The following is a 24437-nucleotide window of genomic DNA, read 5'->3' as shown; positions in this document are numbered from 1 at the left end:
ATGGCTGTTGAAGTGTTTGTTCGTTGGGCGGGTGTTTTCACGTTGGCGGTCCCGGCCTTCTTTGCCCCAGCATTGTCGATCGCGGAATCCAACCTTCCGCCGACGCGCGACATGAACCTTTTGATGATCACGGTGGAAGACTGGGCTGCCAATGCCATCGGTGCCTATGGCAACCCCGTTGTGCAGACGCCCCATGTGGATTCGCTGGCGAAGCGAGGTGTGACCTTCGATCGTGCGTATTGCCAGGCGACGGTTTGTAATCCATCGCGAGCTTCGTTCGTCACCGGTATGCGCCCCGATTACACCCAGGTGTTTCGCAATAGCGACAGCATGGATGATCTGGTGCCAGCCGATGCACCATCGATGGCCCGCATCTTGGATCGCGATGACGTCTTCGCCGCACAGTTCGGAAAACTGGTCCACAAGTGGGATGACGCGGGTCGGTTCGCCAAAGGATTCGACTTGATCGAATACACGCATGATTACGATCAGCCACCAGGCTTTGAAGGCACGCTGCGTCGTTCGCCTGCCGGGCCGGCGGGCATTGAGGACGTCGAGATGGAATGTCTGGAAATCGCCGATAAGACGGCTGCGGCGCGATTGAAACGCTTGTGGGATGAACGGGAAGAAAAGCTAGCCGCAGGGGCGGAAAACAATTGGACGTTGCGAAAGCCGTTTCAGCAGTTGTTCGCCGAGCAGGTGGGGGACAGCGGAATCGACGAAGCGTCAATGGAGGACGGCCGCCTGGTTCGTAGCGCCGCGAAGTTATTGGGTGATTTGGCGGAATCCAAGCAGAAGTTCTTCCTGAATGTCGGACTCTATTCAACGCACACGCCGCTGTTAGCGCCGAAAAAATATGTCGAAGCCTACCCGCCTTCGCAGATGTTGTTGACGCCAGCAACGCGGAACCGTGATTACCTGGTGCCGGATGTTGCGCGACGGGGCGGCAAGAACTATGACATCTTCAACGGATTGTATCCGGAGTACGGGCCGACGAATCAACGTCAGCGTGAAGCCGTCGCGGCGTACTATGCGTGCAGCAGTTATGTCGACGCGTCAATTGGTGTCTTGTTAAACAAACTGGTTGAAACCGGATTGGATCAAAACACCATCATTGTCTTCTTCGCCGATCACGGATTTCAATTGGGCGAACACGGGTGTTGGAGCAAATTCACCCTGTTCGAGCAATCCACCCGAGTTCCGATGATTGTCGTCGTTCCAGGGATGAAGCATGCTGGGGATCGTTGTGGACAGATCGTGGAATTGGTCGACGTGTTGCCCACCCTTTGTGATCTGTGGGAGATTCCCAAAGACAGTCGCTTTGAAGGCGATAGCTTCGTGCCTTTGTTGGCATCGCCGGATCGTCCCTGGAAAACGGCCGCTTATAGCTGCATCACATTGGGTGGTTTGGGGCGCAGCGTGCGGACAAAGGACTATCGCTATGCGGAGTACCATCGTGATGTGGCACCGCCGACCGAAACAAGCGATCCGCATGCGGTGGAGTTGTATGACATGCGTTCGGACCCTTGGGAACAGAATAACTTGGCCGGGCGACCGGCCTTTGAGTCCGTTCAGCAGCAGATGCGAGATCTGTTGATATCGGGAACGAAATCCATCAACGTTCTAGATACGGATTGAAATCTGCAATGGGAAGCGGCACGTAGTCTTGCTGCAAGATCATCCATTCGTGAAGCTTGCTCTTCAATTCGTTCTCGATAGCCGCATGCTCGGGCTGTCCAACCAGGTTGTCCAGTTCTTCCGGATCGTTTTGTAGGTCGTACAGTTCGAAGATGGGACGCTGGGGGCTGAAATACAAGCGGGAATACAGTGCGGGCAGGCGTCCCGTCTGGTGGCGAATCTTCAGGTCGGTCCACAAAGGCAATGCGAACATGTCGACCGGTTGGAAAGGCAATTGCCAAAGCGGATTGTAGATCAGCTTGTAACGACGGGTTCGGACGCATCGACTGAGGTCAAAGTCAGCCGTGTGCAGCGGAAGGTTGTACCCATGCGACCCTCGCGCGGCACAAAAGTACTCTCGTCCTTCAAAGGATTCCCCTTTCAACAACGCGGCGAAGCTGATTCCATTCATCTCAGGGGCGGGGGCGACGCCGGCCAACTGCAGAAACGTGGGGGCGATGTCTTCGCTGGTGATCAATGCGTCGCTTTGCGATCCAGGTTCAATCATCCCGTCCCATCGCATCAATGCCGGGACATGAAGGCCCCATTCGTATAGAGTGCCTTTGCCGCGTAGGACAGCCGCGCCGTTATCGCCCATGAATAGTATCAGCGTGCGTTGAGTCAGCTTCCGGTCTTCCAGAATCTTTATTAGGCGACCAAAGTCGGCATCAAATCGAGCGATCTCGTCGTAGTACTTGGCAAAGTCTTTACGTACCAGATCGGTGTCGGGGACATGCTTGGGCAGCGAAATGGCATTTGGGTCGTGTGGATCAGCAATGGCGTTTTCCGACAGAGGTCGGTGGGGATCATCGAACGAGAGTTGCAAAAGCCATGGTTGGTTGTGCGGAACCCTATCCAAGAACTGCACCATTTGGTCGACGTGGCCCACGCCGCCGTCGGCAATGTTGACGTGGTCCAGTCGATCATGAAATGTCATCAGGTTGTTATCCGCAAATACCTGCTTGGTTTCTTTTGACCCGATGATGTTGTGGCCGTCCAGGTGATAGATGCGTCCCGCGACACCGGTGTAATAACCGCTTTGTCGCAGTCGTTCTGGAAACGTTGGGATGTCCCGATCTAAAGGCGCGGAAAATCGTGTCATCCGCGTTGCCACCGACGATTGGCCGGTCATGATCGTCGCCCGTGCGGGGACGCACTGCGGCGCCGTGACATACATCCGGTCCAGACGAAGTCCCTGTTCGGCAAAGCGGTCAAGGTTGGGCGTCCGTATGTCAGCGTTTCCGTAGCAACCGACGTGTGGAACGCTGTGGTCATCGGTCAGGACGATCAATAGGTTGGGCCGGTCGTCGGCGGCGCAGATTGTCAAGAATAGACAACAGGCGAAGGCAGGCAGCGCGAATCTTATGGCTTGTTGCAGGGAAAACTTCATTGGTTCGAAACGTCCGGTGACCAGATTATGGGAAGAGAGAGTGGGCATCGAAATATTATAGATAGAATTGCCTTCAGTAGTCTTGCCGACGGGTGTCGCTTTAGCGGGGCCGGAACCGTTGGATCTGGTCGGCGCAGTCGCGTGTGGGTGAACGTTCCAAGATAAAAATTGCGTGAGGATCGCTACCGGGCCAGTTGGGATGCAGGCCAGTTTGGCACCCAATGATGCCGGTGTGTGCATTGGGGCCTTGTGAATCAGAGCCTCGCTGTTGCAGTGTGGATGGCCAACGGTCGGAGTTCTTCATCGTGGCGGGCGTGGTCCTCGTCGACTTCGGTCGTGGCGGGACGCCGGGGCGACGTGTTTCGCCGCGATTTCGCGCGGGACGGAAGCCATTGGTGCGGCGATGTGAAGCCGTGGTGTGCGTCGTTTCCCTCCGGTGCACCACGGTCACGCGGGTATCGCGGATTCGAGGGTCTGTTACACTAATCCGCCGCAGATGAAGTCAATCGATAGTTCAGTGGAGGGTCCCTGAGCGATACGGCTTTTCTGAACCCGGGAGGAAGTGTGCTTTTTCGCCGTTCCGGCATCTCGTTCGCCGACTGGATCCGCACGTGGATTTGCGTGATCGTCGCCTCTTTCTTTTCGCAGGCCTCGCCTGTTTCCGCTCAAGATCCGTTGCAATCGGACATCGGTTCCTTGGTTGTCGAACCGTTTGGGCAGGAAGTTTTTCGGGAAGGTTACGTCACCATTCGGTGGTCCGGCGTCGATGCACCGGGTGGGTATCGTGTGACCGATGAGGATGGCCGATTGGTGTACGCCGGTCGACAGCCACAGTTTTTCGTTTCTGGATTGTCGGACGGTCAGCACGCGTTTCAGGTCACCGCCGTTGATCAGGAAGGCCGCGTCGTTGCAAAGTCCGATCGGCCGGTTTCGGTTCGCGTCGAACACTGGCCGTTGGCTTATGCGTTTTGGGCTTTCGGTACGGGACTGACGGTTGTCGTTGTGTTTGTGGCTGTCATTGTTTGGGGGCACCGGGCGACAGGGGCTCGTGCCACAGGGATTAGGGCGACAGGGACTCGGGTGGGCGGAGACGCGTCGTGAATCCAGTGATGTTGTTGGCCGATGCCGAGCCCATATTGAATCCCCGCGACGGGTATATCTTGCTGACCATTTTCGGGGTGCTTTGGATTGCGCTCGGGCTTTGGTGGGGCAGGCGTGCAAAGACCTATGAAGGGTTTGCCGTTGCGGGCCGGAACGTCGGTTTGGCACTGGGAACAGCGACAGCGGTCGCCACATGGATCACGTCCAACACGACGATGTTGGCACCCCAATTCGCGCTTCAGTTGGGTGTTTGGGGGGCGTTGGGATATGCGACCGCCAGTTTCGGATTGTTTGCTTTTGCGCCGGTCAGCGGACGCATCCGCACACTGATGCCGCATGGCTTCACGGCGGTCGAATTCATTCGTTGTCGCTATGGGATCTGGGGTTATGTCCCGTTCCTGTTGATCAGTTTGTTTTACGCATTGACTTGGCTAATTAGCATGTCGATGGCGGGTGGGAAATTGCTGGAAGTCTTGTCGGGAATTCCTTATCCGGTGGGCATGTCGGTCGTGCTGGCCGTTTGCGTTCTGTACACGCTGTTCGGTGGCATGTATGCGGTGATCGGTACGGACTTCATTCAAAGTCTGGTGATCATTGTCGGGTTGATCGTGGTTGCGTTGGCTATCCTTTCGACCGTTGAGATTTCGGACGTGCACACCGAACTTCAGCAACGGCGACCGATGTTGTTAAGCGTGTTCTTTCCCGCGGCGTTGATGTCCCTATTCAACAACATGTTGTTCGGATTTGGCGAAATTTTTCATAGCAATGTGTGGTGGAGTCGTGCGTTCGCGATGCGCGAGGGTGTCGGTCCCAAGGCATATTTGCTGGCCGGTTTTCTGTGGTTGCCCATTCCCATCGTTGCCGGATTCTTGGGGTTGGCCGCGCCCGCGTTGGATATCGGAATCAGTCAGCCCGATACGGTGGGGCCGCTGGTTGCAGCAACACTTCTTGGGAACGTCGGTGCATTGCTTGTTTTCGTCGTCGTCTTTTGTTCGCTTGCATCCAGCATTGACAGTTTGCTTGCCGCGACCGCAGATTTGATCGTTGGGGATGTTTGGTCTCCCGCGTTCCGTGCTGTGCGTGGAACCGCTTTGGATGATGCAGGCAAGCGACGGTGGAGCACGTTCACGATTCTATTGCTCGGTGCGATCGCCTGGATCGCAGCGTTTCAGAATCTTGGGACGCTTGCGACCGTTTTGTTTTTTGCCGGCCCGATGGTCGCAAGTTGTATTTGGCCGATCTTGGGTGGGCTGTATTTCCGCCAACCTGGGCCGATAGCGGCGGCATCTGCGATGGTCTCTGGGACCCTGGTCGGGTTGGTCGCTTACTTTCAAATTGGATGGTTTGTCGGATCGTTGGTGGGGGCGACGGTGTCGGGCATTGTCTTTTTGGCAGTGACCGCAATGATGCCGAAGACGTTCCACTTTTCGACGATGTCGTACGAAGGTGACTCGGCATGATGTTCCCCGAGTGGTTTTTACAGGTGCTGGTGATTGGTGGTCTGGTGCTTTGTGGTGCTGGAACGGCGGCGCTGATCGTCTTGTTGTGGCTCGATAAGAAGAATCGACAGATTTGGTAAACGACTTTGCAGGTGTGTTGATGCTTCTGGAAGTTTTCAGGGGCTGACATGCATGAAGCGGAGTTGGGAGGATAAACAGACGATGCATACGAATTCAAAAGGTTTGCGGTTGGACCCGCATGGCCTGTTGAAAGATGTCGCCGAAGTGATCGATCGTGAGACGCTGGAACCATTGGTCGGCGAATCGATTGTGCATCCCCGACAGTTCACTCGGCGCAGCGTGGTTGCACTCGCTCGCTTGTCGGCATTGCTTGAAACCAAGAATGTCGAAGTCGACAAGCCGTTGGATGGGAAGATCGCGATCACGGCTTTCTTTGAAGCCAGCACTCGAACCCGTCTATCGTTTGAAAGCGCGATGCTGCGGCTGGACGGAAAGGTGCTTTCGGTTCCCGATGGTCAGGTGACGGGAATTGCCAAGGGCGAATCGCTGGCGGATATCGGCGAGATGTTCAATACCTATGGGGATGTCGTGATCATGCGACACCCCGATACCGACAGCGTCGATCGCATCCGTCAAAATTTGCAGCGTCCTTTGATCAACGCGGGAAATGGCAGCGGACACCATCCGTCGCAGGCATTGATTGATTGGTTCGCATTGCTGAAATGGCGACCGCAATTGTGCACGTCTGATTGCCCGCCCGATCAACGTGTGCACTTGGGGATCATTGGGACGCCCGGTTCGATGCGGGCGGTCAAAAGCTTCCTGCGATTGTCATTAATGTTCACGGGGGCCGTGTCGAAGATCACGTTGATTTCTGAATTGGCCGATCCCGTCGGTTTGGAGTTGACCGAACCGATTGAAGAGTCGCCGATTCCGATTGAAATCGTGAACGATGTTCAAGAGGTCATCGGCGATTTGGATGTGGTGTATGTCAATTCCATTGCGTTCTTGGGCGACGATTACCGACGGATGGACAATCGGTACAAGTTGCAGCAGTCAAGCGGATTAAAAGAAAACGCCGTGGTGATGCACCCGCTAGCCAGGAATGACGAGTTGTCTGTCGACTTAGATTTGACCAACCATAATCTGTACTTCGCTCAGGCAGCCGGCGCCGTGTTTGTTCGTCAGGCTTTGCTGGCGACAGTGCTGGGGCGGCTGGACCGAATTTCTTCGACCGGGATCTGACCGGTCGCTCCTTCGTCCGAAATCGCGTCTTCAGCGCGGCGACGGTGTGTGACGCCGTCACGCAGTGCCGTGGCGGCACCGCGATGTCTTGGCCAAGTGGCTTTGCAACAACCAACCCCTGGTAAGTGATATGTGTGGAATCGCAGGTTTTTGGAATCCCAAACGGACCAACGAACGCGATCTTCGATCGGTCTTGGATCCGATGTTGGATGTGTTGGATCACCGCGGCCCGGATGAGCGTGGCAGTCATATCTCGGTCGACAAGGGATTGGCCATCGGGCATACGCGTTTGTCCATCGTGGGTCTGGATTGTGGGCACCAACCGATCGCGTCATCGGATCGTGCCATTGTCGGCACGGTCAACGGGGAACTGTACGGGTACAAGAAGAGCCGCGCATCGCTGGCTTGTGAATCGCGATCCTGTGACGGAAAAAGTGACAGCGCGATTGCCATTCCGTTGTACGAAAAATACGGGCTGGACTTTGTTCACCATTTGCGCGGTGAGTTTGCCGTTGTGTTGTTTGACGGCAAACGGAATCGCTTGATCTTGGTGCGTGACCGTTTCGGAATCAAACCGCTTTACTTTGCGATCAATTCCGACGGTGTTGTTTGGGGATCGGAAGTCAAAGCGATTTTGCGGCACCCCGATCACCCGCCACGTCTGTGCCCAAAAGCGGCCATCCATCAGATGATGCAGGTCATGGTGCCGGGATCGACGGCGTTCCAGGGCGTGCAGGCGCTTTTGCCTGGGCACATGATGGTGATCGACTTTGAACAAAATCGTTTCGAATCCAAAACCCATCGATACTGGGATCTGAACTTCCCCGTTCAGCACGAAACAAACGTCGATCCGGCGGAGTATGTCCAAGGAGTGCAAGATCGGCTGATCGATGCCGTTGCCGCACGACTGGAAGCCGACGTTCCGGTGGGATGCTATCTGTCGGGCGGAATCGACAGTTGTTCGATTTTGGGATTGGCCACTCACTTACAGCAATCGCCTGTGAAGGCGTTCACGATCGCTTTTGACAGCGATGAGTACGACGAATCGAATATTGCCGCGTTGATGGCCAAGCGGACCGGTGCAGAGCAAGAGTTGTTGCGTCTGACGGAAAAGGAACTGTATGGTCCCGCGTTTGAAAGAGCGACTTGGCACGCCGAGCGGACGTTTTACAACACGTTGGCTGTCGCCAAGTGGCACATGAGCCGACGGGTTCGCGCCTGCAATTACAAGGCGGTGATCACCGGCGAAGGCAGTGATGAGTTGTTCGGCGGCTATGCGTTTTTCCGCCGAGATTACTTGGGCAAAGAAGATCGCGATCAGATTCTGTCCGGTGCGACATTGTCCGAGAAAGAACTCTCGCATCCGGCTTGGGAAGACTTGTGCGGCTACACTCCGTCTTGGATCCAGCCTTGGATGATGACTTTGGAGCGAGTGAAACCGTTGCTGAGTCAGAATATGCGCGACCTGTTGCAGGAGTATGATCCGGTCGCGGCAGTCGCCAATGCGATTGATCCGGAACAGGTGCGAGGCCGCAATCGCTTGGACATTTCGCAGTACACTTGGAGCAAGACCATGCTGGAAGGCCAGATCTTGACCTGGGGGGGCGACCGCATGGACATGGCCAACAGCATGGAGGCACGTCCGGCGTTCTTGGATCATCACGTCGCCGAGTACGCGGTTCAGATTCCGCCGGATGTTCGCATCCGCGACGGAGTGGAAAAGTGGGTGGTGCGCGAAGCGATGGTCAATGTCTTGCCGCGTGAGTTGTATGAGCGAGAAAAGTTCGCCTTCATGGCTCCGCCCGCTCATACCGATCCGGTCAAACGACAGGCGGTGCAAGAGATGCTGGATCACTGGTTGACCGACCAGCGACTGGCGGATGCCGGATTGCTGGATCAGCAAAGCATTCGTGATTTCGTTAGCGATGCGTGGCAGGAAACGGATTCCACCATTGCCAGACGGAACGACATCATCATCAACCATGCACTACAACTGCATATGTTGCATGGTCAGTATGTGGAAGATTTACCTTTGCCGGCAGTGGATTGATGGTAGGTTCAAAATCAGCAACGCAAGACGTCCAGGCCTTGAAAGTGGACCTGGAACGGATCAAGGCGGATGTTCTGGCACTGGCGAAGATCGGTCGCGATCCGGGGGATCACGGGATCTATCGTATGGCGTTCACCGAAGCCGACATGGCTGGAAAGCGATGGCTGAGTGAACGCATCGAAGACGCTGGATTGCAGTTGTCCGCCGATGGTGCGGCCAATATTTCTGGCACCTTGCCCGGCGACGATAGCGACAAGCCGCGAGTGTTGATCGGAAGCCACATCGATACCGTCCCGTGCGCCGGTGCATTGGATGGTGCGTTGGGTGTGATCGTGGGCTTGGAATGTTTGCGGACACTGCGTGCGTCCGGCGTCACCCTGTCGCGGACATTGGAACTGATCGCATTCAGCGACGAAGAAGGCCGGTTCGGCGGCATGTTTGGTTCCCAAGCCATCTGTGGCCAAATCCACCCGGAATGGATCCAGACGCATGTGGATACCGACGGCGTGGCGATCGCCGATGCAATGACCGCATGCGGTTATCAACCAATGGATGCCCTTGATGCGGCTCGGGATCCGTCCACGATCGATTGCTATCTGGAACTGCACATCGAACAAGGGCCGGTGCTGGACGCACTGCATCGGCCGGTCGGGATTGTGGATGAGATCACCGGTCTGTTCACCTGGTCGGTCAGTTTTCGTGGTGAGGCCAACCATGCCGGCACGACGCCGATGGAGATGCGCAATGATGCGTTCATGGGCTTGGCCGATTTTGCGCACGAAATCCCTAGGATTCTGGCGGAAAACGGCAGCGAACGCAGTCGCGCGACCGTCGGGAAGGCTCAAATTTTGCCCGGTGCGGTCAACACCGTGCCCGGAATGGTCGAATTTTCTCTAGACGTTCGCGATACATCGTCGATGGTCTTGGAGGAGCTACAAACGTCGTTTCGGAAAGCACTGTCGGCAATTGCCCGGCGGCGAAACTTGATCTTCGAATTCGAACAACGAAGCTATCTACCACCTGTTTCTTGTCACCAGAAGGTCGTCGCGGCATTGCTGGACGGGGCGAAACAACTGGAAATGGAGCCGCACGTGATGTGTAGCGGGGCGGCACACGACGCCCAGGTGATGGGCACGATGGTCCCGACGGGGATGATTTTCGTCCCCAGCAAGAACGGCCAAAGCCATTCACCCGCGGAATGGACGGCCTGGTCGGACATCGAAGCGGGGGCCAACGTGATGTTGAAAGCACTATTGGAATTATCGAAATGAATCGAGGATTGGGACCCCACGACGGGACACCGGATGATGGATACTTGTCGCACGAAGATCCGCTGCGCGATGTCTATCATCATTCCTTTGTGGATAACCCGGCCCACCGTGATTTCATGGTGGAAGGCCACACGGCGCTGATGTGCATTGATCTTCAGTACTTAGACGCGGCGCCCGGCCATGGAGTGTTTGCGGATGTCGAAAACAGTGGTGTATCGCAGGAGGCCCAGCAGTACTATTTCGACCGATTGGACCAGATGGTGTTGCCGGGCGTTCGCAAGCTTCAAGACGTGTTTCGACAACACAAAATGGAAGTGATCCACACCCGGATCCAATCCTTGACACGTGACGGTCGTGATCGCAGCAAGGGGCATCGCCGGTTGGATTTGCTGGCACCGCCGGGATCGCGTGAAGCGGATTTCTTGGAGGCGGTGGCCCCGCAAGACGAACTGGATGAGATTGTGATCAACAAGACGGCCAGCGGCGTCTTTTCATCCACCAACGTCCACTACGTGCTGAAGAATCTTGGCATCGAGTCGTTATTCGTTGTCGGGGTCTACACCAACGAGTGTGTCGAAACAACGGTTCGGGATGCCTGTGACTTGGGGTACCTGGTCACGGTGGTCGAAGACTGTTGTGCAACCGTGACGCCGGAGCTGCATGAGGCGTCACTGGCAACGCTGCGTGACCGATACGCACGGATCATGACGCTGGAAGAGGCGGAGCGGACGGTCCAGCGATTGGGGCCGCTTCAGCGGAATAAAGCATAAAACCGGTACAGTCGACGGCAGTCGTCAAAGTCGGCTGTGCAATCGGTGATCGGTTCGGTGGCGGTGTTTCAGGCGCGTCTAAGTTTCTTGTGCCTCAAATCCTCACGCCACCGAATCCGAAATGATTGTTGTCAACGAGCTATCGAAAGTCTACGACGATCATTTGGCCGTTGCCGGGGTCACGTTTGAATTACAGCAGGGCCAGATTTGTGGTCTGGTGGGGCCCAATGGCGCTGGCAAGACCAGCACCCTGCGTTGTATCGCCGGATTGATCGCATCAAGCGATGGTGAGATCCAAGTCAACGATTTGCCCGTGACGCTGAACAGTGCGGCGGTCAAACGCCAGATCGCGTACGTTCCCGATGATCCGCCGTTGTTTGATGATTTGACGGTCGGCGATCACCTAGAGTTCATCGGGCAGATCTATGACATTCCCGACGCCAGGACGAAGGCGTCGTATTGGTTGAACCGTTTCGACTTGGCAGGCAAGTATGACGCAGGCGCGACGACGTTGTCCCGCGGGATGCGGCAAAAGCTGGCGGTCTGTTGTGCTTACCTGGCGGATCCCAAAGTCTTGTTGCTGGACGAACCTTTGACGGGGTTGGACCCGCCGGCAATTCGCACGTTGCTGGACTCTGTTCACGAGATGGCCGAAAACGGAAAGACCGTCATTCTTAGCAGCCATTTGCTGGCGATGATCAGTGAGGTTTGCACGCATCTGTTGGTCATGAAATCCGGTCAAGCGGTCTACTTTGGACCCAAGAGCGGCCTGGTGGGCGATGGTGTTGGCGCAGAGTCACTGGAAGCGGCGTTCTTCGCAGCCACCGAGTCGTCGCCTTTGGAATTGGTGGCGACATGACCGTGCCGTCGCCCACCGTCGATCACCATGGGGCATTGCTTTGGGACGGGACGTCACGGCTGGCGGATTTGCTGTGGCTGGTGGGCCGTCGGGTCCGTTTTCGCGCAAGCCGTTTGATCGAGCGAATCCGATCGCCACGACGGATGTTGGCGACCACCACGATGATCGCCTTTTTGGCGTTGTATTTCATCGGCGGTGTGGTGGTGCTGTCACGTCGCGAGCCTGCCGATCCGGCTCGTTTGCAACTGTGGTTGTCCGGTGGGATGGTGATCTATGCGATCTATCACCTGACCAAATGCGTGTGGTCATCGAAGTCGGAAGACTTGGAATTCAGTGCCGCTGAGGCGCTTTGGTTGGCCGGTGGTCCGTTTCGTCGGTCATCGTTGGCGGTGTACCACTTGGCCGATGTTTCGATGGCTTCGCTGGCGAAAACCGCTTTGCTGTGCGTCGCCCTTTGGGTGGATCTTCGGCAACCGTTATTGACCGCGTTGGCGTTGTTTACCGGGCTGATGGTCTTGGAAACGTTGCGCGCGATCATGATGCGATGCTTGGCCAATCGGTCACAACGATCGCTGATGTTTTGGCGGATGTGGGTCACGGCTCTTGCCGCCACGGTGGCATTCTTTGTGCTTGCACGTTTGGCGGAAACGACGCCCGCGGGCAGCCCTGCTCTGGTCTATGTCTTGAATTCGTTTTCCGCCATTGGTGATCTTGCTTCGTCAACGGCGATCCAGTGGGCCGGTTTGCCCTGGTGGTGCGTGTCCAAGCTGGCGATCGTCAACGTTTGGACTTGGCAGACCGTCTTGTTATTGGCGGGAACGTTAGCGGTGCTACCCGCGGCGGTCTTGCTGTTAGTGATTGTGGATCGATCAGCGATTGAACGCGGCGTTCGTCACGAGCGACAGCGGCTGTTGAACATCAAGAATGCCAAACTTGCGATCGACGATGGTGGTTTCGCAAGTCCCTGTGATGGCATCCCCGCTGCAGCCACGATGTCGCGTCGTTGGACCGTCGGACGTTGGTGCGGAATCGTTCCCGCTTGGGTGCGTCGATCTCATTGGGGGCGACAGTGGGTCACGATCGCATCGCGACAAGCGATTAGCATTCGCCGATATCGTGCGGAAATTTTAGGGACTCTGTTGTTGCCCGCGTTGTTGTGCTTGTCACCGATTGTGCTGAACGATCGGCATCATCCCTGGCTGTTCGTGCTGGGCGGGATTGCCATGTGCACGTCGTTGTTGGCACCGCCGGCCTTGCGATTGGATTTCCGACGGGATCTGAAACGCATGGCGCTGCTGAAAAGCTTGCCGGTGTCGCCATCGGCGATGGTCATCGGACAGTTGACCTGGCCGCTGGTGATCACGATCGCCTTTCAATGGACCGTCTTGATCATCGCCGCGAATTTGCTGGGTTTCAGCTGGAGCGGCGCGGTGTTGTGGCCGGCGCTGCTGGCGGCTTGGGCCGTGTTTACGTTTGCCAGTGAAAACGCAATGTTCCTGGTTTATCCGCACCACGAGCGGGCGCAGGGAATCGCGGTCATGATCCGCACGAAGTTGGCATTCGTCGGCAAAGCCATCATCTTGATGACCGCGATCGCCCTGTTGATGGCTTGGGCGATGTTGACCCGTTCTCTGTGGTCCGGGCCGATCCAAATCGTCACTTTCGTGACCGGTGCGGTGACCGCGGCATGGTCGATTGCCATGATGGCGTTGTGGACCACGCGACGCGCGTGGGTGCGTTTCGACCTGACCGACGATGTGCCGCCGGAATAGGTCGGCGGCATCATCAACCGTGACAGCGGTCACGTACGATCAGGAATCGTCTTCGTCGTCCGCCGAATCGTCTTCCGGTTCCGTCGGGTTCAGCTGTTCGGTCAGCCGTTCCAGTTGGACTTGCAAGCGTTCCTTGGCCCCGCCTTCGGCCTTGTCGACCGCCTGCTGCAAGGCTTGAAGGGCTTGATCGTTTTGGCCACGAACGAGATACATCTGCGTCAAAATTTGTTGGGCCTGAACCACACCAGCGGGGCTCAGGTCACCCATCGTCTCCCGCATCGCCGCGATGACTTCGTCGTCGAAGCCTTGCAATTCGGATTCGCGACGGAGGGCGTTCAGGGTGGACAACGACAGCTGCGTCATCAAGTTCGGGTCCGTTTTGGCTTCTTTCAGTCGTTGGCGATAGAACTTCAGCACGTCTTCGTCCAACCGATCGGATTCAAATCGGATTTCGTATCGCAGGTTGATCAACAGTTCCTTGAAAGGCTCGTACTGCGTCGCATCGATTTCGCGATCCAGCAGTTCGATGGCTTCATCGATTTTGTTGGCGCTGTACAACCGGCTGAGTTCTACGCCCAATTCGCGGCCACGCTGTTCGGCGTCAAACTGTTGCTTGAACGCTTTGCGGTCCCAGTCGCCATCAATCACGGCTTGCAATGGTTCATCCAAACGCATCGGATGGCCGATCCATTCGATCTGGCCCGTCTTGCCGACCAAGAACGCCATCGGGATGCCGTTCTGGTTGGATGCCAGCATGTAATCGGTGTAGACCGATTCATCCGGGTCGGTTGTCAGACAGTAGCGTGAGGTGATTTCAGCGACGGTCGATTCGACCTGGGGATGTTCTTGTTCCAGGAACGGTTCGATCGTCGAAAGCGGTTCGGTGCTGACGCTGATGATTTGCACGTCGTTGCCGCGATACCTGTCTTGCAGTTCGGCCAAGTGGGGCATGCTGGCGACGCACGGCGGGCACCAGGTGGCCCAAAACTCGACGACATAGACGGTACCGTCGTCGAACTTTTCGACCGGTTTGAAATATCCATTGCCGTCTTGGATCCAGTGTTCGATCGCTAGGGCCGGCGCCTTGTCGCCGATCGACAGCGGGGCGGGTTCGCCGTTGGCGGTGGTGGCGACCATCGATACGGCGATGGCGATAACGGCGGCGGGAAACGCCGGCAGGGCTTGGATGAAATTCAGGGGCATCTTCAAGAACTTGGTGAATAAGGCCAGAAAGGCGTGAAGCGAAGTCGGCAATCGACATCGTCGTCATGAATGAAATGGGCGCGCCGGAGGGCTTCCCCGCCAAACGATCAACCGCCAATGGATACGCATCAGGCGATCACTTGGTCCACAATTTTGCCGTGAACGTCGGTCAAACGAAAGTCGCGTCCGGCGTATCGGTAGGTCAATTGTTCGTGGTCGTATCCCATCAATCGCAAAATGGTGGCGTGCAAATCGTGCACATGCACACGGTTTTCGACGGCCTGGAACCCGATTTCGTCGGTGCTGCCGATGGCCTGGCCGCCCCGAACGCCCCCGCCGGCCATCCAGACGGTGAAGCCCCAGTGATTGTGATCGCGTCCGTTCATTTTGCCCTGGTTGCTGCCCTTCTTGGGCATTTCCACGACCGGTGTGCGTCCAAATTCACCGCCCCACAGCACCAGGGTTTCGTCCAGTAAGCCGGATCGTTTCAAATCGGCCAACAACGCGGCGATCGGCTGGTCGACTTTCTTGGCCAAGTCACGGTGACGGGGTTCCAAGTCGTCGTGGTTGTCCCAAGGCTGACCCGCGCCGGTGTAAAGCTGGACAAAGCGGACGCCGCGTTCGACCAGGCGACGGGCGATCAGCGTTTGTCGGGCGAAGTCGCCGGGGCCGTATTGATCCAAGGTGGCCTGGGTTTCTCGGGAGACGTCAAAGGCTTCGGCCGCCTCGCTTTGCATTCGGTAGGCCAATTCGAATGACTCGATACGAGATTCCAATCGCGGGTCGTGATCTCGCTTTGCCGCATGAGCCAAATTCAACTGTCGCAGCAGATCCAACTGTTGACGTTGGTCGGTTGGTGCGACGGATTCACAGCGAATGTTTTCGATCAGCCGGTCGACGCGACGGTGACTGCTGTCGACATACGTGCCTTGGTACTTGCCCGGCAAAAACGCATTTTGCCAATTCTGGGACTCTTTGATCGGGTATCCGCCGGGACACATCGCAATGAACGACGGCAAATTTTCGTTGTCACTGCCCAGCCCATACGTCAGCCATGAACCCATGCTGGGACGCACCAGACGTGATTCGCCGGTGTTCATCAGCATCAGCGACGGTTCGTGATTGGGAACGTCGGCGTGCATCGATCGAATGACACAGATGTCATCGATGTGGGCGGCCGTTTTTTCAAACAGCTCGCTGACCTGCAGCCCCGATTCACCGTAGGGCTTGAAGGCGTACGGGGACTGCATCACATGGCCGGTCGGGCGTTCGGTTTTCAGATTCCCGGTCGGTGCCGTCTTGCCATGAAATTTCGTAAGCGCCGGTTTGGGATCGAACGTGTCAACGTGGCTGGGGCCGCCGTTCATGAACAGGTGAATGACCCGCTTGGCTTTCGGGGCGAACTGGGGGGCGACCTGTCCGGCGGCGATGGATTCGCGGCCCAGTAAATCCGACAACGCAAGTGCGCCGAAGCCGGCACCACAACGTTTCAACAGTTGACGTCGATCGATCACGAGGGGTACTTCGTCAAAAGGTGGGCGGGGACAGATAGGCGGGCACAGGCGAAGCCGGGACGTCGAATCCAGGGAGGATCGCCACCAGTGGTTTGGGGCCAGACGTTCATTCATCCTATCTGCTATGGTTGGGCCGAACAAACTGTCGGTCGAGCGGATTCGGCCAGCAAATCATTACCGAAACGAGAACCGATGACGACGTTTGACGACGCGATCCGCCAGGCTTCGGCCGGCGAAGACCTGTCCGCCGACCAAACCAGCAATCTGATCGATGCGATGTTGCGGGGCGATGCAGATTCGCAATCGGTCGCCGATCTGTTGATGGCGCTTCGCGAAAAGGGCGAAGCGGTCAGCGAATTGGTCGGGGCCGCTCGGGCGATGCGTCGTCACATGACACCGATCCCGCACCGACACCCGATCCTGTTGGACACTTGCGGGACCGGCGGCAGCGGCAGCGGCACCTTCAACATCAGCACCGCCGTGGCAATTCTTGCCGCCGCGTGTGGCGTCCCGGTCGCCAAGCATGGCAATCGCAAGGCGACCAGCCACAGCGGATCAGCCGACGTCTTGGAAGAATTGGGCGTCAAAATTGAAAGCGATGCCGAATCGGTCGCCAAGTGTTTGGACGAAATCGACATCTGTTTCTGTTTCGCCGCCAAACTGCATCCGGCTATGAAGCATGTCGTGTCGGTGCGTCGCAGTTTGGGAGTTCCCACGTTGTTCAATCTGTTGGGCCCGCTGTGCAATCCGGCCGGCGCGACGCACCAGCTGTTGGGCACGTCGACGCCGCTTGCCCAACAGAAGATCGCCGCGGCCCTTTCCCAATTGGGAACACAGCGTGCGTTTGTGATCCATGCCGATGACGGCCAAGATGAGGTGTCGTTGGAGGGTGTGACGCACGTCGTGGATGTGAGAGACCATGCGAGCGAGCCGATTCAGTGGACCGCGGCGTCCTTCGGATTTCCGCCTTGTGGTGTTGAAGCCTTGGCGGCCAAAGACCCGGCCGAAAGTGCGCGAATCATCCGAGCGATCTTCGAAGGCCAACCGGGACCACGTCGAGATACCGTGGTGGCCGGCGCCGCGGCGGCCTTGGTGTTGGTCGGTCGCATGACCGATGTTCGCGAAGCGGCCGAAACAGCTGCTGCGGCGATTGATGACGGTGGTGCGATGAAGAAACTGCAGCAACTGATCGATATCGGTCAAGGCGGCTGACACGCCGGCGGCTTTGCGTTCCTTTTTCAATGCGTGATGAGTTCGCGTCCCATTGGAACTGCAGAGCTAAGATCGCGGATCCGACGATCACAACGCATAGCGGACGATCAGTCCGGCGGCGACGACGCTGACCATACTCATCAGCTTGATCAAGATGTTCAAACTGGGACCGCTGGTGTCTTTGAACGGATCGCCGACGGTGTCCCCGACGACGGCGGCTTTGTGAGGTTCCTGGCCTTTGCCGCCATGATGACCGGCTTCGATGTACTTTTTGGCGTTGTCCCAACTGCCGCCGCTGTTGGCCATGAACACGGCCAAGCAGAATCCGCTGGTCAGGCACCCGGCCAGCAACCCCAACACACCGGCGACGTCCAGCAACAAGCCGACGACGATCGGCAACAGCAGACCCAACAGACTTGGGACGACCATTTCACGCTGCGCGGCTTTGGTGCTGATTTGGATCGGCGTTTGGTAATCCGGCGTTGCCGATCCATCCAGAATTCCCGGGTTTTCGGTGAACTGTCGGCGGACTTCCAACATCATTTGCCGCGCCGCGCGGCCAACCGATTTCATCGTCAAAGCGCAAAACAGGAACGTGCTCATCGCCCCCAGGAAAATGCCCATCAGCACCCGTGGGTTGATGATGTTGGCGTCAAAGAAGGTCAGGAAATCACGCAGCGATGCATCGGCGGTGGACACCATGGGGTTGCCCGCCGATGCGGCCAAAATCAATTTACCCGATTCCGTCGGTGGTGCATCGATCACGTCGGCTGCGCTTTGACGAACGACTTGACCGGTTTCCATCGCTGTACCGCCGGGAACGCTTAGCCAATCCGACGATGGATCTGTGTTGGGTTTTGGCATGACCAGATACGTCGTCGATTCGGTACCGACCTTTTCAACGACCAGTTTGTTCGACAGCTTGTAAAAACCGTCTTCGGCGGCGGTCGACGTGACCTCGCGTCCCCAGCGATCCATGCCTTCGCGAACCGCTTCGACCGACGCGGCAAACAAAGCCAACGCGGTCAGTGCGGCCGACCCGATGGCGAAACCCTTGCCGGTCGCCGCGGTCGTGTTGCCCAAGCTGTCCAAGGCGTCGGTGCGATCGCGGACCATCGGATCCAGTCCCGACATTTCGGCATTGCCTCCCGCATTGTCGGCGATCGGACCATAAGCGTCCGTTGCCAGCGTGATGCCGAGTGAACTGAGCATGCCCACCGCGGCAATCCCCACGCCGTACAAGCCCAGCGGAAAGGTGCGGTCGTCATCGAATTCGAATCCGTTGGCAACGCCGAAGGCGGCAAACATCGCAAAGCAGATCACGACCACAGGAAACCAGACGCTTTGCATCCCGTCGGCGACGCCGCCGATGATGATGGTCGCGGGCCCTGTTTCGGCTTGTTCGGCCAATCGTTGCGTCGGCCGGTATTCGTCGCTGGTGGAGTATTCCGTCCACTTGCCGATCAGCCAACCTGCGGCCAATCCGACGATGATGCTGATCGAAACGCCGGGGATCACCCCCAGCCAAATGCCGCCGGGCGCCCACGGTACCAAGAACCAAGAAAGCAACAGCGACGCGGCGATGATCAACAGCGTGGATCGGTTGATGCCACGATCCAACGCACGCAGCAATGACTTTTGCGACGTGTCGCCATCGGTGCGGACCGCATAGATGCCAACGATCGAAAGTAGGATGCCTGCGGCCGCGATGGCGATCGGTAACATCAATGCGCGGACTTGGGCTTCTTCGGTCGACATGCCATCGGGCACGGTTCGCGATGACGTGAACGCGGCAACACCTAACGCGGCAGCGGCAAGAATGGATCCGCAATAGGACTCATACAGATCCGCGCCCATTCCGGCCACATCGCCGACGTTGTCCCCGACGTTATCGGCGATCGTGGCAGGATTGCGAGGCGAATCTTCTTTCAAGCTTTGTTCCACCTTGCCGACCAAGTCCGCACCGACGTCGGCAGCTTTGGTGAAGATGCCGCCGCCGACGCGTGCGAACAACGCTTGGGCGCTGGCACCCATCCCGAAGGAAAGCATCGTCACCGACAGCGTTGACAGGCTGAAGGCTTGGTCGGCGCCGCCGATCCAGGGGACCAGCCAGTACAAAATGCCCAGCCAAAGACAGATGTACAACAATCCCATGCCGACCACGCACAAGCCCATCACGGCGCCGCTGCGGAAGGCCACTTGCAGACCTTCGTTCAACGAACGCTGGGCCGCGGCGGCCGTGCGGCTGCTGGCCTGCGTGGCGGTTTTCATGCCGAACCAACCGCACAGACCGCTGAACAATCCGCCGGTCAGAAACGCCACCGGAACAAAGCCGCTTTGGACGCGAAGCCCAAAGGACAGCCACACCAACAGGATCGTGACCAGCAAAAAGACGATCGTGACCACTTTGTTCTGCTGATTCAGATACGCCGCCGCACCGTCACGAACACTTTGGGCGATCGATCGCATTTGATCGTCGCCTTCGTCGGCCGCCATCATTTGGCGATAGAACTTCCATGCCCAAGCCAAGGCAACCAATGATGCAATCACACCCGAGGTCCAAATCACCGCCACGATCATGGAAGCTCCTTCCGTGTCTGATTCTGGTGGGCCAACGCTGGGAATAGGATTCGACCGGTGGCCGAATCAGGTTGGATTGACGTTATCTTATCCTGCCCGGACGGCCGGCGGTGGGCGAAGCGATCCGCTCATGCAATCAAAGCAATCAAAGCGGTTGATGTCAGCCACCCAATCTTTTTGTCCCGTTTGCCACTGGAACGATGCCGGTGATGAAGTGATGACGAAGCAAAACGACGACGGAGTGATCACCGACGACAATGCAACGCCGCGGTGTTGGTGGTGCGGCAGTGATCCGGAATATGTTCGCTATCACGACGACGAATGGGGCATGCCGGTGGACGACGATCGTCGGCTGTTCGAAAAGATCGTTCTGGAGGGTTTCCAGTCGGGGCTGTCATGGCTGACGATCCTACGGAAACGCGATAACTTTCGCCGCGCGTTCGCGGATTTTGATTTTCATCGTGTTGCCGCCTTTGACGATGCCGATGTGCAGCGTCTGGTCGGCGATGCCGGCATCGTACGGCACCGCGGCAAAATCCGATCGGCCATCAACAACGCTCGGCAAGCCGTGGCGGCCGTTGATCACCACGGTTCGCTTGCCAAGTGGTTCTGGTCCTTTGAACCGGAGCGGTCCGCGCCCATCCAACGACGCGACGAAGTTCCGGCGATCACCGACGAATCCAAAGCGATGGCGAAAACGCTGAAGAAAGCCGGGTGGACATTCGTCGGCCCGACCACCTGTTACGCATTCATGCAGTCGATGGGCATGGTGAACGACCACATCATCGGTTGTCGAACGTACCACAAAGTCGAGTCGGCGCGAAAGAAGTTCAAACGACCTTGATCTCAATCCATCCTATTTATTGGGATCGGTCCACGGGGATCGTTCAAAAATGACATCTTGCGATACGCGTGGATCTTCGGTGGCGATCAATTCGTCCATCAGTCGCTGATGCAGTGCGTCACGCTGGGCTTTCATACCGGGATCGTCTGCCAAATTCGTCTTGCCGTGCGGATCCGCAACAACGTCATAAAGTTCGAACTTGGGGCGTGTGCCGACGGCGGCTTGAAAGGCGTCCGGATACTGATCGTGATGCGTCACAATGAATGCTTTGGTCGGACTGGCGTCCATGTCGGGGTAAGCCGCGAAGGTATTCTCTCGTAACTTTTCTTCGTCGGGAATTTCGGCATCCGATCCGGCCACCATCGGGCCATCACCCATCGGGGTCCGGTTCGGTTCAAAGTTGATGATGTAAAGGTATCGGTCGGTGCGGATCGCTCGCTGAGGATACGGCAGGAAGCCTTCCCGCGCCGCCGCGACGTGTCGTTCCCGTCCGGTAAAGACGGCGTCACGTTGCGATTCGATACGTCCGTCTTGGTCGCTGCGAAGAATTTTGCTCAATGAGTTGGCGGTCATGTTTTCCGTTGGCGGCACGCCGGCGGCATCCAGAAACGTGACGGCCAAGTCGGGCAAGCTGACAAAATCACTGACGACTCGCCCCGGATGGTCGATGCCCTTGGGCCAGCGGATGGCCAACGGGACATGAGTCCCCAAGTCGTACAGGTTGCACTTGCCTCGTGACACGCCGGGAATGCCGTGGTCACCGCTGACGACCAGCAAGGTGTCGTCGGCGATACCGACACGACGAAGTTCATCCATCACCACGGCCAATGATGCGTCAAACGCCATCGCTTCGCCCAGGTAATCGGCGACGTCTTGGCGGATGACGGGGACATCGGGCAAGAACCAAGGCAATTTGCCTTTCAGTTCATCCGGGTCGATGCCCCACAGTTCTTTGCCACTGCCGGCGATCCATTTGCGGTGCGTGTTGGTCGGTCCGAACCAGTAACAGATCGGTTCATCGCCGTCCAAGCGACCGTCGTCGTCGGCGTCCAAGAACGATCGTACGTTCGCCCGGACTTCACGCAGCAACGCCGCCTTGCCCGCCTGGCGATCCGGATTCTTCATCGCGTTTTGTGAAAAGCCGTTGAAGCGTCTTCCGGCGGAATTGAATGCGGTTCGCGCGCCACCGTGCGGTTCGTCTTTGGGCGTCCCAGGCGACCACACCTTGTACGTGTGACCGATCCGATAGCCGTCGGCTTCCAGCATCAGCGGATAGCTGGGAATCGAACCGTCCCAGATGGCACCCTGAAGAATCGCCGCGCGATCGCACCGCCAAAAATGCTGGCCCGACAACAGCGAACTCCGGCATGGTGTGCAGGATGGTGCGCTGACATAAGCATTGGTGAACAGCACGCCCTCGGCAGCAATCCTGTCGAAATTGGGGGTGTGGATCACATCGCTGGGACCACCCGGTGACAACTTTGCATAGGCACTGGCGTACGCGCCCCAGTCGTCGGCGAAACACATGACAATGTGTGGCCGTTGGTCGGCGTGACCATCAACGGCGACCAACAGGTTCGTGACGATCGCTGCGGCGCAGACGACCAAGGAAGCGGCGGCATGAACGGTGGAATGCATGGTGGGCGGCCTGGGGTGGGAAGGGGGCCAAGCGAAGTTTTGGCAGGCTTGCTTTCAAGTTGGCTTGGCGAGTCGTTATCTTAACGCAAAACCCCACTCCCCCACGGCAAGGCGAACGATGACCGATTCCTCCGACGATGCCAAGTCTGTCCCGACACCGCTGTCAGCCGAAGCCCGTCGCGTGCTGGGGGTCTTGATCGAAAAAGCCAAGACCACTCCGGACAGCTATCCCATGACGCTGGCCGCCATCGTGACCGCGTGCAATCAAAAGTCCAATCGCAACCCGCAGATGTCGATGGACGAAGACGACGTGCTGTTGGCTTTGGATCACTTGCGTGAAGCCGGCGCGGCACGCGAAATTCAGGGCAGCGGACGTGTCAATAAGTATCGCCATGCCGCATACGAATGGCTGGATCTGGACAACCCGACATCGGCCGTGCTGACGGAGTTGCTGTTGCGCGGCCCGCAAACGCTTGGCGAATTGCGGACCCGAGCGTCGCGGATGTATGCACTGGATGATTTGACGGCCGCACAGACGGCGGTCGACTTGTTGATCGCCAAAGGATTGGTCGAACCCTTGACGCCGCCCGGGCGCGGGCAGACGTTTGCTCACAAGCTGTACCCGCCGCAAGAACGGCAGTACTTGGAAGCCAAGATGGAGAAGCGTGCCAACGCTTCCGCGACGCCCGCCGATACCAAGCCCGCAGCGCCCGACCAAAGCGTCGTTGAGAAGATTCTTTCCAGGCTGGACAACTTGGAAGCCAAGTTGGATGCCATCGAAGATCGCCTGGGCAAGTTGGAATCTTAAACGGTGTCGTGTCGGTGCTGGAGCGTTCGGTTCAGAAGTGCGCGGTGTCTGCACGTTCTTATCGGCTGTCGCTGAGCGAAATTGCTTCACCGTCCCGCACCGTGGGAGGGTCGGAATCGAGGAACGAGATTCCGGGGAGGGTTCTTTAGCCGGCGCGCCCTCCCCTCGCTAAGGCTCGACCCTCCCGGAGGGAGGGTGAAGTTGCAGAGCCGCCCCGGTGCTGACGTGTTCGGTTCACAGGTGCGCTGTGTCCGCACGTTCTGATCGGTTGTCGCTGAGCGAAATTGCTTCACCGTCCCGCACCGTGGGAGGGTCGGAATCGAGGAACGAGATTCCGGGGAGGGGGCTTTTAGCCGGCGCGCCCTCCCCTCGCCTAGGCTTGACCGTCCAGGAGGGAGGATGAAGGTCCTGAGCCGCCCCGGTGCTGACGTGTTCGGCGCAGCGATACCAATGTTCCGGTTCGGGGACGTGCCTGTGATCAGCGATTGGTTTTGGTTGTTGCGTCGGGTTCGATGAACAAGTCTTCTGGTGTCGTCCAGGGATCGGCCCAGAACACGCCGCCGGCAAAGTTTGGACGCGCATTGGGATTGGGACGGTCATAGGTGCGGCCGAAATGATCGAGCACGAAATGGCCGTAGTTTGGGTGCCCGCATTCGGTCCACTGCTTGGGAACATGGTCACCGATCAGCCAATGAAACTTCATGTAGAATCGCCGGTCCACTTGTTTCCTCATCCTCCAAATGGGACTTTCCATTTCGCCACGCCGTGGCAAGAGCAGATCGCCATGCTTCGTCCAGTCGATCAGCGATCGTGATGTGACGAGCTTTAGATTGCTCGCATAACACTTCAATCGTTTCGGAAAATAGCGGTTGGCGGCATCGTGGGTGACCTCAATTTCGAAGGCGGCGTCGGGATGACGACCTGTCCAGGTGGATTCGATGTGGCCGAGCGCCAGCTGGCGTGTCTTGCTAAGTTTGGCGTAGCCGAAAAAGCACTTCTCGATCGGATCGGGGGTTTTGGTGTGGTCGATCAAGGTGCGAGGT

Annotated in this window: 19 protein-coding genes; 13 read left to right on the top strand and 6 right to left on the bottom strand. The window is 57.6% G+C overall.

Translation table 11 applies throughout. The features are described from left to right. A complete protein-coding gene (locus tag HFP54_RS21090; protein ID WP_168566685.1) occupies positions 1-1638 on the top strand; it encodes a sulfatase in 1638 nt (545 codons plus the stop codon). Here the strand turns inward: HFP54_RS21090 and HFP54_RS21085 are convergent. Continuing rightward, the gene (locus tag HFP54_RS21085; RefSeq protein WP_206036330.1) at positions 1616-3004 is read right to left on the bottom strand and encodes a sulfatase family protein; all 1389 of its coding nucleotides are present in this window, start codon (positions 3002-3004) and stop codon (positions 1616-1618) included. The two genes, HFP54_RS21090 and HFP54_RS21085, sit on opposite strands and share 23 nt — an antisense overlap. A gap of 627 nt (positions 3005-3631) precedes the next feature. Between HFP54_RS21085 and HFP54_RS21080 the strand changes: the two genes are divergently transcribed. From HFP54_RS21080 to HFP54_RS21045, 9 genes are all read left to right on the top strand, one after another. Further along, positions 3632-4168: a hypothetical protein gene (locus HFP54_RS21080; RefSeq protein WP_168566683.1), complete on the top strand. Its 537-nt coding sequence runs from the start codon at positions 3632-3634 to the stop codon at positions 4166-4168. A gap of 8 nt (positions 4169-4176) precedes the next feature. Beyond that, on the top strand, positions 4177-5628 hold the full coding sequence (locus tag HFP54_RS21075) for a sodium:solute symporter family transporter (RefSeq protein WP_168566804.1): 1452 nt from the start codon (positions 4177-4179) through the stop codon (positions 5626-5628). Next, on the top strand, positions 5625-5747 hold the full coding sequence (locus HFP54_RS26025; RefSeq protein WP_261342667.1) for a hypothetical protein: 123 nt from the start codon (positions 5625-5627) through the stop codon (positions 5745-5747). The genes HFP54_RS21075 and HFP54_RS26025 overlap by 4 nt, the downstream gene beginning before the upstream one ends. Before the next feature lie 82 nt (positions 5748-5829). Then, positions 5830-6873: an aspartate/ornithine carbamoyltransferase family protein gene (locus tag HFP54_RS21070; protein ID WP_146415907.1), complete on the top strand. Its 1044-nt coding sequence runs from the start codon at positions 5830-5832 to the stop codon at positions 6871-6873. Between the two features lie 130 nt (positions 6874-7003). Continuing rightward, positions 7004-8923 carry an asparagine synthase (glutamine-hydrolyzing) gene (asnB, locus tag HFP54_RS21065; RefSeq protein WP_168566681.1) on the top strand — a complete coding sequence of 640 codons (1920 nt, stop codon included), beginning with the start codon at positions 7004-7006 and terminating at the stop codon, positions 8921-8923. A gap of 38 nt (positions 8924-8961) precedes the next feature. Beyond that, on the top strand, positions 8962-10194 hold the full coding sequence (locus HFP54_RS21060) for a Zn-dependent hydrolase (RefSeq protein ID WP_146416245.1): 1233 nt from the start codon (positions 8962-8964) through the stop codon (positions 10192-10194). Continuing rightward, entirely contained in the window at positions 10191-10964 is a 774-nt protein-coding gene (locus tag HFP54_RS21055) for a cysteine hydrolase family protein (protein WP_146415905.1), read from the top strand. The genes HFP54_RS21060 and HFP54_RS21055 overlap by 4 nt, the downstream gene beginning before the upstream one ends. Before the next feature lie 121 nt (positions 10965-11085). Then, the gene (locus HFP54_RS21050) at positions 11086-11823 is read left to right on the top strand and encodes an ABC transporter ATP-binding protein (protein WP_146415904.1); all 738 of its coding nucleotides are present in this window, start codon (positions 11086-11088) and stop codon (positions 11821-11823) included. Next, entirely contained in the window at positions 11820-13595 is a 1776-nt protein-coding gene (locus HFP54_RS21045) for a hypothetical protein (protein ID WP_168566680.1), read from the top strand. Before HFP54_RS21050 ends, HFP54_RS21045 begins: the two co-directional genes overlap by 4 nt. 39 nt (positions 13596-13634) lie before the next feature. On the opposite strand, the gene HFP54_RS21040 is transcribed toward HFP54_RS21045, so the two are convergent. Then, complete coding sequence (locus HFP54_RS21040) at positions 13635-14798, bottom strand: TlpA disulfide reductase family protein (RefSeq protein ID WP_168566679.1); 1164 nt, start codon at positions 14796-14798, stop codon at positions 13635-13637. Between the two features lie 128 nt (positions 14799-14926). After that, positions 14927-16312, bottom strand: coding sequence for a DUF1501 domain-containing protein (locus HFP54_RS21035; protein WP_315853952.1), 1386 nt, complete (start codon positions 16310-16312; stop codon positions 14927-14929). A 192-nt stretch (positions 16313-16504) separates the two neighbouring features. Between HFP54_RS21035 and trpD the strand changes: the two genes are divergently transcribed. Continuing rightward, a complete protein-coding gene (gene trpD / locus HFP54_RS21030) occupies positions 16505-17524 on the top strand; it encodes an anthranilate phosphoribosyltransferase (RefSeq protein ID WP_146415900.1) in 1020 nt (339 codons plus the stop codon). Positions 17525-17611: 87 nt separating this feature from the next. Here the strand turns inward: trpD and HFP54_RS21025 are convergent, their stop codons facing one another. Next, positions 17612-20104 carry a sodium-translocating pyrophosphatase gene (locus HFP54_RS21025; protein ID WP_168566677.1) on the bottom strand — a complete coding sequence of 831 codons (2493 nt, stop codon included), beginning with the start codon at positions 20102-20104 and terminating at the stop codon, positions 17612-17614. A 217-nt stretch (positions 20105-20321) separates the two neighbouring features. Here HFP54_RS21025 and HFP54_RS21020 point away from each other — a divergent pair, with 217 nt between their 5' ends. Continuing rightward, entirely contained in the window at positions 20322-20948 is a 627-nt protein-coding gene (locus HFP54_RS21020) for a DNA-3-methyladenine glycosylase I (protein WP_168566803.1), read from the top strand. 12 nt (positions 20949-20960) lie between these two features. Here HFP54_RS21020 and HFP54_RS21015 read toward each other — a convergent pair whose 3' ends face one another. Then, a complete protein-coding gene (locus tag HFP54_RS21015; protein ID WP_168566676.1) occupies positions 20961-22586 on the bottom strand; it encodes a sulfatase family protein in 1626 nt (541 codons plus the stop codon). 118 nt (positions 22587-22704) lie between these two features. On the opposite strand from HFP54_RS21015, the gene HFP54_RS21010 reads away from it, so the two are divergent. After that, positions 22705-23394: a YceH family protein gene (locus HFP54_RS21010; RefSeq protein WP_145293269.1), complete on the top strand. Its 690-nt coding sequence runs from the start codon at positions 22705-22707 to the stop codon at positions 23392-23394. Positions 23395-23872: 478 nt separating this feature from the next. On the opposite strand, the gene HFP54_RS21005 is transcribed toward HFP54_RS21010, so the two are convergent. Then, positions 23873-24437 (bottom strand): hypothetical protein (locus tag HFP54_RS21005; protein ID WP_168566675.1); only part of this gene is annotated, 565 nt, incomplete at its 5' end.

It is taken from the genome of Crateriforma spongiae (genome assembly GCF_012290005.1).
Lineage (GTDB): Bacteria > Planctomycetota > Planctomycetia > Pirellulales > Pirellulaceae > Crateriforma > Crateriforma spongiae.
This window is presented reverse-complemented; position numbering and strand designations above follow the sequence as displayed.

Excerpts from the sequence above, each read along its gene's own strand:
- HFP54_RS21055 (WP_146415905.1), top strand. The coding sequence starts at position 10,191 with ATGAATCGAGGATTGGGACCCCACGACGGGACACCGGATGATGGATAC.
- HFP54_RS21075 (WP_168566804.1), top strand. The coding sequence starts at position 4,177 with ATGTTGTTGGCCGATGCCGAGCCCATATTGAATCCCCGCGACGGGTAT.
- HFP54_RS21050 (WP_146415904.1), top strand. The coding sequence starts at position 11,086 with ATGATTGTTGTCAACGAGCTATCGAAAGTCTACGACGATCATTTGGCC.
- asnB (WP_168566681.1), top strand. The coding sequence starts at position 7,004 with ATGTGTGGAATCGCAGGTTTTTGGAATCCCAAACGGACCAACGAACGC.
- HFP54_RS21015 (WP_168566676.1), bottom strand. The coding sequence starts at position 22,586 with ATGCATTCCACCGTTCATGCCGCCGCTTCCTTGGTCGTCTGCGCCGCA.
- HFP54_RS21040 (WP_168566679.1), bottom strand. The coding sequence starts at position 14,798 with ATGCCCCTGAATTTCATCCAAGCCCTGCCGGCGTTTCCCGCCGCCGTT.
- HFP54_RS21025 (WP_168566677.1), bottom strand. The coding sequence starts at position 20,104 with ATGATCGTGGCGGTGATTTGGACCTCGGGTGTGATTGCATCATTGGTT.
- trpD (WP_146415900.1), top strand. The coding sequence starts at position 16,505 with ATGACGACGTTTGACGACGCGATCCGCCAGGCTTCGGCCGGCGAAGAC.
- HFP54_RS21070 (WP_146415907.1), top strand. The coding sequence starts at position 5,830 with ATGCATACGAATTCAAAAGGTTTGCGGTTGGACCCGCATGGCCTGTTG.
- HFP54_RS21045 (WP_168566680.1), top strand. The coding sequence starts at position 11,820 with ATGACCGTGCCGTCGCCCACCGTCGATCACCATGGGGCATTGCTTTGG.
- HFP54_RS21020 (WP_168566803.1), top strand. The coding sequence starts at position 20,322 with ATGACGAAGCAAAACGACGACGGAGTGATCACCGACGACAATGCAACG.
- HFP54_RS21010 (WP_145293269.1), top strand. The coding sequence starts at position 22,705 with ATGACCGATTCCTCCGACGATGCCAAGTCTGTCCCGACACCGCTGTCA.
- HFP54_RS26025 (WP_261342667.1), top strand. The coding sequence starts at position 5,625 with ATGATGTTCCCCGAGTGGTTTTTACAGGTGCTGGTGATTGGTGGTCTG.
- HFP54_RS21090 (WP_168566685.1), top strand. The coding sequence starts at position 1 with ATGGCTGTTGAAGTGTTTGTTCGTTGGGCGGGTGTTTTCACGTTGGCG.